Origin of the sequence: Lampropedia puyangensis, from assembly GCF_004833285.1 — a bacterium.
GTDB lineage: Bacteria > Pseudomonadota > Gammaproteobacteria > Burkholderiales > Burkholderiaceae_C > Lampropedia > Lampropedia puyangensis.
The window spans coordinates 31,790-44,232 of sequence record NZ_STFG01000026.1 but is presented as its reverse complement, the minus strand read 5'-3'; the positions used below and the strand labels follow the sequence as shown (position 1 = coordinate 44,232).

The 12,443-nt window shown below is 48.9% G+C and carries 8 protein-coding genes; 3 read left to right on the top strand and 5 right to left on the bottom strand.

The genetic code is table 11. The features are described from left to right. Nucleotides 1-176: 176 nt before the first annotated feature. A complete protein-coding gene (locus tag E9531_RS15620; protein ID WP_158291820.1) occupies nt 177-2,135 on the bottom strand; it encodes an AAA family ATPase in 1,959 nt (652 codons plus the stop codon). A gap of 213 nt (nt 2,136-2,348) precedes the next feature. After that, nucleotides 2,349-3,320, bottom strand: coding sequence for a helix-turn-helix transcriptional regulator (locus E9531_RS15615; RefSeq protein WP_136574703.1), 972 nt, complete (start codon nt 3,318-3,320; stop codon nt 2,349-2,351). A 149-nt stretch (nt 3,321-3,469) separates the two neighbouring features. On the opposite strand from E9531_RS15615, the gene E9531_RS15610 reads away from it, so the two are divergent. Together E9531_RS15610 and E9531_RS15605 are read left to right on the top strand one after the other, a co-directional pair. Then, nucleotides 3,470-4,318 (top strand): SIR2 family NAD-dependent protein deacylase, encoded by an 849-nt coding sequence (locus tag E9531_RS15610; protein WP_136574702.1) that lies wholly within the window; start codon nt 3,470-3,472, stop codon nt 4,316-4,318. A gap of 246 nt (nt 4,319-4,564) precedes the next feature. Continuing rightward, entirely contained in the window at nt 4,565-5,641 is a 1,077-nt protein-coding gene (locus E9531_RS15605) for an SIR2 family NAD-dependent protein deacylase (protein WP_136574701.1), read from the top strand. A gap of 109 nt (nt 5,642-5,750) precedes the next feature. On the opposite strand, the gene E9531_RS15600 is transcribed toward E9531_RS15605, so the two are convergent. The 3 genes from E9531_RS15600 to E9531_RS15590 all read right to left on the bottom strand — a co-directional run bounded on the left by E9531_RS15600 (nt 5,751) and on the right by E9531_RS15590 (nt 11,331). Then, a complete protein-coding gene (locus E9531_RS15600; RefSeq protein WP_136574700.1) occupies nt 5,751-8,378 on the bottom strand; it encodes a helicase-related protein in 2,628 nt (875 codons plus the stop codon). Continuing rightward, nucleotides 8,375-10,282 carry a phospholipase D-like domain-containing protein gene (locus E9531_RS15595; protein ID WP_158291819.1) on the bottom strand — a complete coding sequence of 636 codons (1,908 nt, stop codon included), beginning with the start codon at nt 10,280-10,282 and terminating at the stop codon, nt 8,375-8,377. The genes E9531_RS15600 and E9531_RS15595 overlap by 4 nt, the downstream gene beginning before the upstream one ends. A gap of 107 nt (nt 10,283-10,389) precedes the next feature. Beyond that, on the bottom strand, nt 10,390-11,331 hold the full coding sequence (locus tag E9531_RS15590; RefSeq protein ID WP_158291818.1) for a hypothetical protein: 942 nt from the start codon (nt 11,329-11,331) through the stop codon (nt 10,390-10,392). Nucleotides 11,332-11,854: 523 nt separating this feature from the next. Between E9531_RS15590 and E9531_RS15585 the strand changes: the two genes are divergently transcribed. Continuing rightward, nucleotides 11,855-12,442 (top strand): YqiA/YcfP family alpha/beta fold hydrolase, encoded by a 588-nt coding sequence (locus E9531_RS15585; protein ID WP_136574697.1) that lies wholly within the window; start codon nt 11,855-11,857, stop codon nt 12,440-12,442. Nucleotide 12,443 lies beyond the last annotated feature (1 nt).

Genomic DNA, 12,443 nt, shown 5'->3' with positions numbered 1-12,443 from the left:
TGCATCCCAAGAAGAACCTCTGGTCAGACGCTAATCCAAGTTATTAGGAATCACCAGGATGACGTCAATTGGTTAAGCGCGAAGAAATGCGGGTAGCGCTAATGTCAGCCACCACAGTTGGCTGTGGATTATTAATGGAAGTTTGAGCGTTGGGGTAGTTCTTGCCGTTCATTTCTTCAGACAAAACCAATGGAGTTTGGCTGCTTTTTTAGGGCAGACTCAGCTTTCAAGGCAATCACAAAGTCCTCTGCAGATAACAAGGGGTGGAATCGATGTTGACGCGCGATCAGTGCAAAGTCACCAGGGGTTAAAGAGGTGAGTTTTTCCAAGCGTTTTGATTGCGATGTATGGCATACGCCTAAGTGCAATTGCAGGCAGTATTTCTCAAGCAGTGCAATGGCTTGTTGTGGCTTGAGGTAATTGAACTGAATTTTGAGATCAAAGCGTCGCAAGGAAGCCGAATCTAAGCCATGCATTAAATTGGTTGAAGCCATAAACAGGCCTTGAAAATTTTCCATTTGCACCAGCATTTCATTGACCATGGTTTGCTCCCAACTGCGGGTGCCGTTTTCTCGCTCGCGCAGAAAACTATCGACTTCATCAATTAAGAGCAATGCACCTTCTGCTTCTGCTGCCTGAAAGGCTTGGGCTATGTTTTTTTCATTTCCCCCTACCCACATGGACATTAAATCAGAGGCTTTTTTGAGGTGTAGCGGCATTCCCAGTTGCTGTGCCAACCAATGCCCATAAGCGGTTTTTCCAGTTCCGGGAGGTCCGTAGAGACAAATCCGAGCAGAAGGTTGATTCGCAAGGCCTGAGGCAAGTTTTTCCAGGTCATGATTGGCATTGACAGACTCGGTCGCATACACCTCTGGCAGTGTGGTGTTGGCATGAATTGGGCGATGACCCTGGGCACGCAGAGTGTTGTTAACCAGAAAGTTGAAGGTATTCGCTGACGGGGGATTCGTCTCTTGATTTTCTTCTTGTATGCAGCGAATGACAGAAGCTGTTTTGGCAACGATGGCCGGAGCAAGGTAATCCACTTTGGCCAAAGTCTTCAGTTGCGCTGGATTCAGCAAGTCACCGCACTTCTCATTTAAGAGATCAGTACGTTGGACGAGATTGAGCATGGGGACTTCGATCACCATATCGAAGCGACGTATGAAGGCAGGATCCATTCCCTCTATCGCGTTGGACAACCATAAGGTAGGGATGGGGTTTTCTTCAAGGGCGCGGTTAATCCATCCCTTGTGCGTTTGTGCGGTACTTTTCGTTCCGAAAAGCATGCCGCCATCGTTAAATACATCCTCCACCTCGTCAAAAACAATCAATGCCCGTTGGTGAGCAGCTAAAGACTGCGCCATACGCAAAGCCGCAAGGCGTTCATTGGCATCAATAGGCACCACGTCTGCGTCATTTGCACGCTGACTGCTGACGTCAAACACATGGCAGTTCAACGTTTGCCCCAACACTCTGGTGAGCTCTGTTTTTCCCGTACCAGGCTTGCCATGAATCAGAATGTTCACCCCCTTTCGGGCGTGCTGCACACTGTGCTTGAGGTAAGGCAGTAGAAGCTGAGTATGTTTTTCAATGTGTGTGTAGTGGTTGATGCTGAGGGTGGGAGGAGCACTTCTCTCTACGCAATCTTTGAGCAGGTCTATCGGGTCGCTGTCAAATGACAGCATCGCATCTGCAAACCGGTCTGAAATTAAGCGTAGTTTTCTACTGAAGTTATCAATGCCATGTCTGTCGATTCGAATCAGACCCGATCGAATCAAAGCAGCATCCGGTTGGATGGTGGAGCGTAGCTCTTCAATAGAAATATCTAAAACAATGGATAACGCATGGATAAGTCGCAAGGATGTGATGTCGCCAAGCCAATCGAGCGCAGACTCGAGCAATGGCTCGCTCTTGGACCAAATGACAAACTTCAAGACAAGACAATCCACATTACCCAAGCCAGTAATACTGGCCAGTTTTTGAACGTTGGCATTCAATATGGCTGGGAAGTCCGTTTCATTTATAGCGCTATTGCTGGTTTGCTTTAAGAGTTTTTTGAGATCCGCAATGGCGGCTGCTTGACTGTAGTCGTCATCTCGGTCGACCCATTTTTCCAGACCGATGGCTATGGCCATCTCATCATGACTAATACCGTGCTTTGTGCAGATTTCTTTGTGAGCCCCTAGGTGCACAAGGGCACGAAGAATCCACAGAAGAACTGGTTTTGACAACTCACACGACACTTTGCTCACAGGAAACCGTCTCATCAAACAACCTCTTAGAATTGATTGGGAATGGACGTATTGTTAATTCCTCGTGCGACTATTTGTGTCGTACAGCTTATTGTTTTATGTTGTCTTGACCGGTGTTCTTCTGACGTCCCAAACCGCCTCCCCAAAACCGTTGAGCCACCATTGCAACATGGCACTATCCACCAGCGTGGCGGTAATGGCGTAGCAATCATCTTCCTCTTGAACTTGTTGGTCTTTGCTGAGTTTGCTTTCAAGTAAGTGGAATCCGGCATCTTTGGCAATACGAAAATGCAGGCGCACTAGCTTGCCTTCGCCAAAACCGAAATGGCCATCCGCGCCATATTTTTTAAGGTCAAAGCGCGGGCGTTCAAAAGGCCATGGCTCAACAGTCGCTTTGTGCATACGATGCAAGGCCAAATGCCTTTCGTTGTCATAGCCATCGTAGCGGCAGACCAAATACAAGCATTGTTCTTGCTGCACCAACCCCAGCGGCATCACGCGCACTTTGGATCGCACGCTGCGCTGGTTCTCGTAATCCACTTCTAGCCATTTGTTCTCATAGAGCGCATTGCTGACGGCATCCAGAATGCCTGCACGAATTTCTGGTGGCAATAATGGTTGCCTTGCACTGATGACGTGCACTTTTCCCAACCATTGCCGAGCCAGCTGCGCATCGCCATGCGGCGCAAGCCTCTCTTGCGCTTGTTTAAAAAAACCATCCATCGACTTCATCAGGCGTGTCGGCAACAAGTTGCGCAAATGTTGCTCCGCAAGGCGCAATAGCAGGGACTCTTGCTCATTCAAGCCTGGCCAACTGAATCCTTTGGCATCTTTGTTCCAGCTGTAGCCATACGGTTTGCTTCTGTCATCGCGCTCAATATCAAAGTGTTGAGACAAAGAATCTAACAACCGTTGCACACTTCGAAGATCACGATCAAAACCGGCTGCCTGCAATTTTTCTTGCAGTTTTTTAGAAGTGATTTTTTTGGGGCTGGCAGGAATGCGCTCAAGTAGCGCCAGAATCATCAATGCGGTTTCGAAGCTGTCTGTACGTTGTTTGGATTTCATGGCTGAAATGATGGGCGTAAGAAAGGCAGAAGTCCGTTATTCACGAAAATGAGAAATCAGTGCGACGTATTATGTCGTATTGTCCTGTAACAATGCGTACATGCATGCCAGTTGAGGTGCATAGTGACTCTCATTACTAAGGAAACCGAATGGACAAAGATGCACTGATTAAAACTCGCATACAACAAGCAGCCGCTTTAGTTTCGCAAGCCGATGCAATTGTGATTGCCGCAGGCGCTGGCATTGGTGTGGATTCAGGCATGCCAGACTTTCGCAGTGAGAATGGCTTTTGGAAAACCTATCCCGCTTTAGCGCAAGGACGGATGTCGTTTCAGGATATAGCCGCACCACAAAATTTTGATGCCAAGCCTGCGCTGGCTTGGGGGTTCTACGGGCACCGGCTGAATATGTATCGCAAATTGCAGCCGCATACTGGCTTTGACATTCTGAAAAAGTGGTGTGATGCGGCAACCCATGGTGGCTTTGTGCACACCAGCAATGTCGATGGGCATTTTCAGAAAGCAGGCTTTTCTGAAAGCCAAGTTTTTGAATGCCATGGCTCCATTCACCGGCTACAGTGCCAGCGGCCTTGTAAGGATGAGCTGTGGTCGGCCGAAGATCTCAAACCAGAAGTAGACATGCAGCAATGCCTTCTACTCAATGGCCTGCCGCAATGCCCGAATTGTGGCGGTATCGCACGCCCGAATATTTTGATGTTCAACGACTGGAGCTGGAACGGCAGTCACAGCCGTGCGCAACGCAAGAACTTACTGGATTGGATAGTGAAAGTCCAAGCGCCATTGGTGATTGAAGTGGGTGCAGGAACGGCTGTCCCAGCTGTTCGCTCGTTTAGTAAACGCATGGTGGAGGCTGGCAGCCAGCTGATTCGTATTAACCTCAATGAGCCTAATATGGAGAGTGGTGACAGCATTGAGATCGTATGGCCTGCGCGCCGAGCGTTGGAGGCAATAGATGCTGTGATGCTGCGCGGAAGCTAATAGCTTGAGTATTGAAAGGTGATAACGGTTGATGCTTTCACCTTAGGTCATTTAATGCATTGACTGCGCGGGTCGAACGTTGGCAAGTACGCAATGCTCATTGATAGTTTGAGTTGATGGATGAGTATCTCCAGAGGCGTTGTCACTCAAAAGTGGGCAAGTATGTTACCGCACAGAAAAGTGCTGAGCAGTTCGCTGTTTGGCACAATTTTTTTATTTATACCCTTGCAATAGATTGGATACGCGATGTCTTTGGCTACTCAGGATTTGTTGCGAAAAAGCAGTTTGTACACCGAGGCAAAAAAAGTTGTTTTACAGCATCCGCAACCAAACATCGCATGTATCGAACATCAGCTTGGTATTGATCGTGTACAAGCAACGACCTTATTTGGTGCCATGCTAGGAGATATTTTGGATTTCAATATCTCAACAGGAGATGCGCTGGTTAAAGCAGAACTTAGGTTACCTCAAAGGGATGCTAGACCGCTTGCACAGCGGTTATCTATCGCACAAGCGTGGATGCAGGAAGCACAATGCTTAGTCATTGTTGCCGGTCAGGGGATGATCGCTCACTTAGATGAACAAGGGGGTGAGCCTGAACTTACCGTACATTCAACCTCCGCTTCGTTAGCCAAGCATAGTTCGGCTTGGAATGATCCGGCGTTTACCGCTGATGCATTTCATAGCAGGCCACATTGGGCTTTTGCTGCCTATCGCTCCTACTTAGCGCACAGCCGTGCAACCAAGCTCAATGCGGACGTCGCCGTTATCAAGCAATGGTGCGATAGTCGCCCACAAGGAGCTTTTATTTACACCTCATTGGTGGATGGGCGCTTCCAAAAAGCCGGTTTCCCTTTGGCACGTGTGTACGAACGAAACGGCACCATCCACAGACTTCAATGTGCAGCTAACTGTAGTGACAGCCGAGAAGTGATCTGGCCTTCATTTAGTGTTCGCAGTCATGCCATTGCGGCATTGGGGGCATGCCTTCCAGAGCCACCCCAGTGCCCATACTGTAATGCCTCTCTTCGCCCTAATTGTTTGCTACCGCATGATCAGTATTGGAATACCTCTAGACGCAACAGGCAGCGTAACCTTCTAGAGGACTGGTTAGCTCGCTCACGTTCGCCGCTCTTTATTTTGTTAGGGGTTCAAGCACATGAAACACGACTGCATCAATTTGTAGCGAGAACCAGAGGCAGGCAATGCATTCACATGTATATGGATAGCGAGGAAGAAAATCAATTCGATGGGACTAGTGTGATGGTGCCATTTGATCAGGCTTTAGCGTCCTTGCGCTCTGCTATGAATCGCGAGGTTTGACTTGCTTGAAGTCTTCTAATCGCTCTTTGCCAGCATCAGTGAGTCGCGGGGTCCTAGGGTACGATTTTTCCTAGGACCAAGGCTTAACGAATCAGAAACTTGATTTCTATCAATGGAGTGAGAACCGAGGTGCAGTCTCATTGATGAGGCGGACTGTTTCATCATCGGTTTTTTCCGCGATAGTGGGGGTAATGACAACGCCATGCAACTGTGCTCGTAGATCGTCCCAGCGTTGCATCAAAACCTCCCAGTTCGCCTCATCGTAGGTACCTTCAAAAACAATGGGGTAGACTTCTATTTTCGGTAAGTCCATTCCTGACTTTTTGTCTGCAAGAGCACTGTTAAGCCGTTTTTCCCAGAGGCTGTTAATGCGATCGACACGGCCAATTTGTTGCTCTACCACCCCGGGATTCCACTCCGCATGGAGCAGCACCACCGTGCGGCAGGCTTCATGTAAATTCAAGCCTTCACGCCCGACTACTGATTGGGCGACTAGCACCTTTAGGTTGCTATGCGGACGGTTGAATGCTTGTTGAAGCAATCTGCGTGTTGACGGTTGTGTATTGCCGTTCATCAATCGTGCAAAACTGCTTTCAGTGCGGCTGTATTCGTCACGCAAGCGCTCGATTCGTAATGCGAGCTTCTCTTGAACACGAACGGAATCTAACTCACCATCACCTTCGTCATCATCAGCTTCTTCCCACTCCGTATCTGCAAGTGCACTGAGCAGTACACCAAATGCATGGGTGATTTTTTCGGCAACTTTCCAGTCGGGTGTTGGCAAGTATTCTTGAATGGCGCGTGCCACCATGGCAATATCTGCTGATGGAGCAGACTTGAGTGCCTGAAACAATGCCCCTGTAGAAGAATCGTTCTTATAGTGTGCAGCTCCCCAATTGTTTTCAATCACCTCAAGAAAATGATTGCGGAACTCTTCACGCCTTTTTTCTAGTGTGCGGTACTGTTTTTCTAATTTCAGATTGATGTCTTCAATCGTGTCAGTCGACTCCTGCTCGTGTAAGGCAAACTGCACAGCAGCTACTTCTGCCTGATGTACGGAGGCCTGTGGCCACAGACTCCCTTCTCTAAGACTACGAAGCATTTGTCTTGCATTGAGTAAGCGTACCAATGCTTGCATAGGGCGCGTGAAGCGACCAAAAACCAGCACTTTTTCGCCACTATCGCAAACCGCTTCAATTTTTTCTACGGCCTTTTGAATGGCTGGATGTGCAAATAAACGATTTTCATCGCCATGCACACTATCGGTGGATTGAAAAGGGAGTGTGAGCGTGCGCTTCCAGAAATCAATGCGTTGTTGCTTTTTGATGTCAAACGATTCTATGGTGCTCGACTTTGCGGAGTTCTCCTCTTCTTGCGGCTTGTTTAATAACTGATCTCCCTCTCCTTTTAAATGTTCATCCAAGATGGCTGAAATGCCATGGCCATTGCCGATGGTCAATCGCAAGCGTTTGGCGCTTTGATCTTGCGAACCTCTAGCAACAAAAGAGAGTGCTTCAGCCGCACAGATGGCCTGTCGCCATTCAGGTGAGCAATGAGATGCCGATATGCCTAGCTGCTCAACCTTACGGTAATCATCCTTGCCATTGTTGCTGTGTTGCATGTACTGCTTGACTGCTTCCACTTCGCGTTTATCTCTGCGCAACACATAGGTGGATAGCGCTGTTTGATACTCCGCTGCTGCATGACGGAAGGCGGTCAGCGCAGACGCATCACTGGGCATTTTTTGAATGCGTGTCACCGCTTCGCTGTAGCGTTCGATCGCTGTCGTGGCATTGTCATCGGTGATGCCAGCACGAGCCAGTGATTGCTTCCATTGCCCTGCATGCAGCTCAACCGGCGTGGCTGTCATGAGCAAGCGACGTGCATGGGCTGAAGGCAAGATGATGGTATTGAGTAACCTGTTGAGGCCGCTGTCTTCACCGCGGCTTTTGTGTGCCTCATCCACAATGACCAGATCAAATGCTCCGAGACCAAGCCCTACCGCTTGCTCCAGAGCGTGACGCAGGTTGCTATTTTTCGCATACTCACTCCCCTCCAGCGCTGCAGGCCAAGGCGTTATGTCTTGCAGCTCCTCCATTCGCATACGCAAAGGGTGTTTAGTTGGGGTGTTGTTGATTATTTGAACTATGTTTTCTGCAGCATTCATCGCCAATTTTGCAGCATTCTCCTCCCATTTGTTACGTAGCTCCTTCTTTTCATAAAAATTTCTCGGATAGCGACCACTATGCTGTTTTCTCCAATGTGCATACAGCGTAGGCAGTAACGCCCACCGCCAGTAAGCGCTATTTTCCCCTAGGCGCCAATTACAGAAGGCGTGTGAAATTAGTACAACATCATCCTCAAGCCAAGTGGCGTGGCCTTCTGGCCGAATGTCGTTTTCCCATTTTTTTAAGAATTGCCACAAACTGCGCAGAAGCTGTGTTTTCTCAGGCACATGGGCTTTGCGTAATTCGTCGCGCCATTGAAAGCCCAGCCCAGGAGGGGTCAGGATTGCCACACGCCCTTCGCAATGAATCACCGCGTTCGTCAGTGCTGTGGCGATACGGGTTTTACCCATGCCAACCTCATCCGCAATGATGACGCCGTTCTGCGGCAGCCTCTCTGCAAGAGCCTTCAGGCTTGCACGTTGGCCAGCGTTGAGTTCGATGGTTTCCCCATTGGCAATAGAGTGAAGTTGAGATGCAACCGCATCCCAGCCTTTGAATTTTTTGTTCATTGCTCACCTCCCAGTGGCTTCAAGTCTGCGCCCCCAACCCATTGTTGTTCGATTTTGTCTAAAGCATCCTTATATTGCCTATAAGCATCTGAATCCACTTGAACGGCAAAATCTGGTCTGAAAGCTGGATCGCGCAAGGGGGCAAGAGGGTTTAATTTGAGATGCTCGACAAAATAGATCACTGCATCGACTTTGTTTGCACGCACCAGCGTCTGCTCTAGCCGAGTGCACCAGGTGCGCCAATCGTGTTCGGCCACTTGGGTCTGTTGAGAGGCGATGCGTTCGAGGAGCTCCATCATTTGGCGTACTGCATAACGGTTGGATGTGCCTACACCAGTCAAACCGCTGCCTTTCGCATCCCTTGGGGGTTTTTTCTCTGGTGGGACTGTTTCCTCGTCTTCATCTTCATCTTCAATATCTGGAGGGTTAGGGAATGCGCTTAACTCTCGAAGCAGGTCATTGAGGTCATGAATGACTGAGTAGGGTGTGGCCGCTAAGCGGCCATCCGTATCTAAAATCGGAATGTAAGCGGTATGGACAATTCCTGAATCTGTCCATTCACAGAGGACTTGTTGACGCCACTCCCCTCGCCAATGGAATGCATTGTTCATCATTGGCATATGTGCACCAGCATCATCCAGAATCGTAAAGTTTGCGACATCATTGACGGAATCTGGCAAACGCAATTCAACCCGCTCATCTGTCTGGTACCAAACCAGCCAAGGCACAGGGGGGGCAAAGTGCTGAGGGTCAGTTGGCTCCCAAGCGTCACCAGCTGCCAATTCTTCAGGTTTGCATTCCTCATCCCATTGAATCGGCAGCAGGTTTGTGATGACTTGCTGAGCGTTGATGCTGGGTTCCTTATACCAATATGCATCATGCAGTTCAAAGATGACCCCAGCCTCAAGGTTGCCACGGTGGGCATCCATCTGTTGCGTAAACCCATGGCGTGTTAAGTTGCCCGAGCCTAAATACACCCATCCCTTGTTGCAAGCGTTTGAGTTCTTTTGATAATTGGCGCTAAAAAGGAACTTGGCATGCAAACCTCGGTCATTTTGTTTTTCTTTTTTCTTGCCAAATACAGCTTGAGATGTTTTTGGTGGACGAATTTTGACATTCGCATCCTTTAGTAATTCTTTGGATCCAGCGATGGATTGGCACCCTGACGCATTGACGAAGATATCAACTTCTGCAGATTGGGTCAGAAGATTTTTATTTCGCAAAGCCGTCAGAATCTCTTGAGGTACTGAGCAGTGTGTTCCCCCCTCAAAAAAGCCTGAGCCCATTGCGAGATAGTTTCTTGTGACATCACTCAATCGAGCGACGTGTTTGGGCAATTGGGAGAGAAGTGATTGGCTTCGGTTGTCTAAGAAGCGAGGCTTGTATCCTCTTGCCGCTTTTTGGCAGAGGCTAAGCCAACTATCCACAGCTTTTTGTTTTTCGGCTGAGTGATGCAACAGATCGGTATTGAACAAGCCGTCTGCACCACTACGCAACCATTCAAAAAGCTGCGCTGCTGCGAACAGATCTGCGCAGGCCTGTTTGGTTTTCTCTTCTGCATTGGTCAAATCGCCGCTGGTAACGTCAATGCTCCAAGCAAGATCGAGGCTTTCCTCCAACGTTTGCCGAGTCCAGTTACCAGTTGCCACCACCAGCCGCAGGCACCAAACGTTTGGCTGCTTTTCATCGCGAAAGCCCAGCAACGCCACTTTGGCGTGAATGAGTCGGCAACGTTTGCTCTCCAACCCTGCTTTTCCTTTAATGGGCAGGTGCGCGACACCGGGCACTTCCTCTAAGTTCAATGTCGGGTTACTAGGATCCAAAAATAAACCGATAGCCATCTCACCGCTGTAAGCGCGTTCTGGCTTGGTGTTTCCAGTAAAGCGTTCTGCTGCCTCGTTCATGAAAAAACGGTCAGCAGAGAAACCCACGACCCAGCCAAATTGGCCTTTGAATCCATCGGGGGCATCAAAGTAATCCAGCAACGATAGAAAGTACGTTTTTTTATTACTCATGCTGCATTTTCCAATTCTTTATGACGCTGTAACCATGCATCCAACTCACCATGCAAGTCGAGGTTCAAAAGATAAAAATTCCGCAACCTGAACGAAACCCCTTCTGGGATTGGAATGTCCGTGGCATTGCTCTCTGATGGAGGCGCATCCTCATCAGTGGGTGGGGGAGGAAGTTTTCCGCTGAATGCCGGACCTCGAATAATGTCGTCTTCTCGTTCGCGCAAACCGGTGCCATCGCGTTGAACCAAAGCTTTCAATACTGCTGTAGGGTTTGGATTTGTGCATTCTTCACAGAATCTTTTTGCATCTGAATGCTGATTACCAGACGCAAGAAATGCTTGTGCAGCTTGTTGCAGTTTTTGTAGTTGCTTTTGTGCTTTTTGCGTTGCATCAACGTATGAGCATTTCGGCCCCATACCGAGCTCTACGGCATCCAACGCTTCAAGGGCAAGCGTTTGGGCTTTGAAAAATAGCGATCCGGCTTGAATGTCGTGCCAATGCGTCTCATCAAGAACGGCAGGCTTTAGCTTGGCCGCTGAAGGATTGGCTCTGAGTGCGTCCATCCACGCCAGTAGATTTTGTCGGCGTTTGACGTCTTCTTGTGTGCCGTTAGGGCCTGCTAAGTGATTGCGCAAGTTTCTTCGTGCCTTTTCAGGCAATGGCAAGCAGGGTGAGATCGCATTCCGCAATGTGTTCTCGCTAATATCTACGCCCCCGCATACCCACTCAGCCAAGTGAAGAGTAACTTCTTTATTCTTTGGCCTAAGAGCCGAGCAGGAAGCAGAAATGAATTCACATGCCTCATCAGTAGGCTCAAAATCATTGAAACGTTGGCCCTGTGGAGAAACAAAACCCAGGGCTGGCAGTGCCTGCACGGTAGCCATGCGCATGGGCTGAGTGACGTAGTGACTGTCTTCGGATACTTTTTCAAATGCCAAGTCTTCCGATTTATTTTGCAGCTTTCTGCGCCCTGCGAGTCGGCTATCTGATTTCCATTGGTTGTTTTTATAAGCCAGCGTACACGCCAAAGCTTCTATTGCATTGGCCACTTTAATATTGCTGTACTTCTTGCCTTTTTCTGCCGCCCTCTCAGCGACAACGACACCAAGGGTCGCCAATAACAGCTGCCTACCAAACCAAACACCCCCTAAGCCGGGGACTGCGCGATCGTTGAAGTAACGCGTAGCAGCAGAGAGCTGTAGTGTCCGAGTGCGTCGTTCACTCTCCAATGATTCAGGACCTAGCAACCCCCATCGCTCATTACGCATAAATCGTTTCCTTATGTAGCTACTTGTGATGGAATCTTAATGGGTATTAAAGTCAATTTTGTCTGCGAAATAGCGTAAATGCACGAGTCGTTGCCGTTTTGATGCGCACCTGAAAAGAATAGTTGTACGAGCTTTTTATACGACACAAGCTGTCATAAGCTTGTTCTATGATCAGACTCAAAAAGGAGTGCGCATGAAGCCTGAAATTCTTTTTGTCCACGGATTCATGTCCGGCGTGCAGTCGAGCAAGTGGTTGCATTTGCAGACCTTGACTGATCGCTATACCGTAAACATTTTTGAGGTCGACTACCGAGCTGAACCGCCTTACTTGGTGCTGAACCGATTGGTCGAACGTGTGCGCCAGTTAGATCAATTGGAGTCGGTAGTGGTGGCGCACAGCTTGGGGTGCTTTTTTACTCGCTTGGCGCAATTGCGTTTGCGAGGGTTTTCTTCCATCTTGCTAAATCCATCATTCAAGCCATCGCTGACATTGTTCAATGGTGGCGAGCGCAGTATGCCTGCCGCATTCCAAGCGCAGTATGAACAATTGGAACAAGAAGTGGGTCAGCGTATTGGCTCGCGCGATGGTCCTGAAACAGCGCTGATTGAGCTGGGGGATGAGGTGGTTGATCAACCTTCTCAATTGCACTTTTTTGAGCAATCCGCTTTGATCACTTTAGAGGGCGGAAGTCATTCGTTTGAGGCTTTTGATTTGCTGAATCAGCATATTGAGCGCGGCATCAATATGAGCTTTATGTTTGGCGAGCCATGTGGGGAGTGAG

Coding starts and splice junctions, on each gene's coding strand:
- E9531_RS15620 (WP_158291820.1), bottom strand. CDS start 2,135: ATGGCCATAGCCATCGGTCTGGAAAAATGGGTCGACCGAGATGACGAC.
- E9531_RS15615 (WP_136574703.1), bottom strand. CDS start 3,320: ATGAAATCCAAACAACGTACAGACAGCTTCGAAACCGCATTGATGATT.
- E9531_RS15610 (WP_136574702.1), top strand. CDS start 3,470: ATGGACAAAGATGCACTGATTAAAACTCGCATACAACAAGCAGCCGCT.
- E9531_RS15605 (WP_136574701.1), top strand. CDS start 4,565: ATGTCTTTGGCTACTCAGGATTTGTTGCGAAAAAGCAGTTTGTACACC.
- E9531_RS15600 (WP_136574700.1), bottom strand. CDS start 8,378: ATGAACAAAAAATTCAAAGGCTGGGATGCGGTTGCATCTCAACTTCAC.
- E9531_RS15595 (WP_158291819.1), bottom strand. CDS start 10,282: ATGAACGAGGCAGCAGAACGCTTTACTGGAAACACCAAGCCAGAACGC.
- E9531_RS15585 (WP_136574697.1), top strand. CDS start 11,855: ATGAAGCCTGAAATTCTTTTTGTCCACGGATTCATGTCCGGCGTGCAG.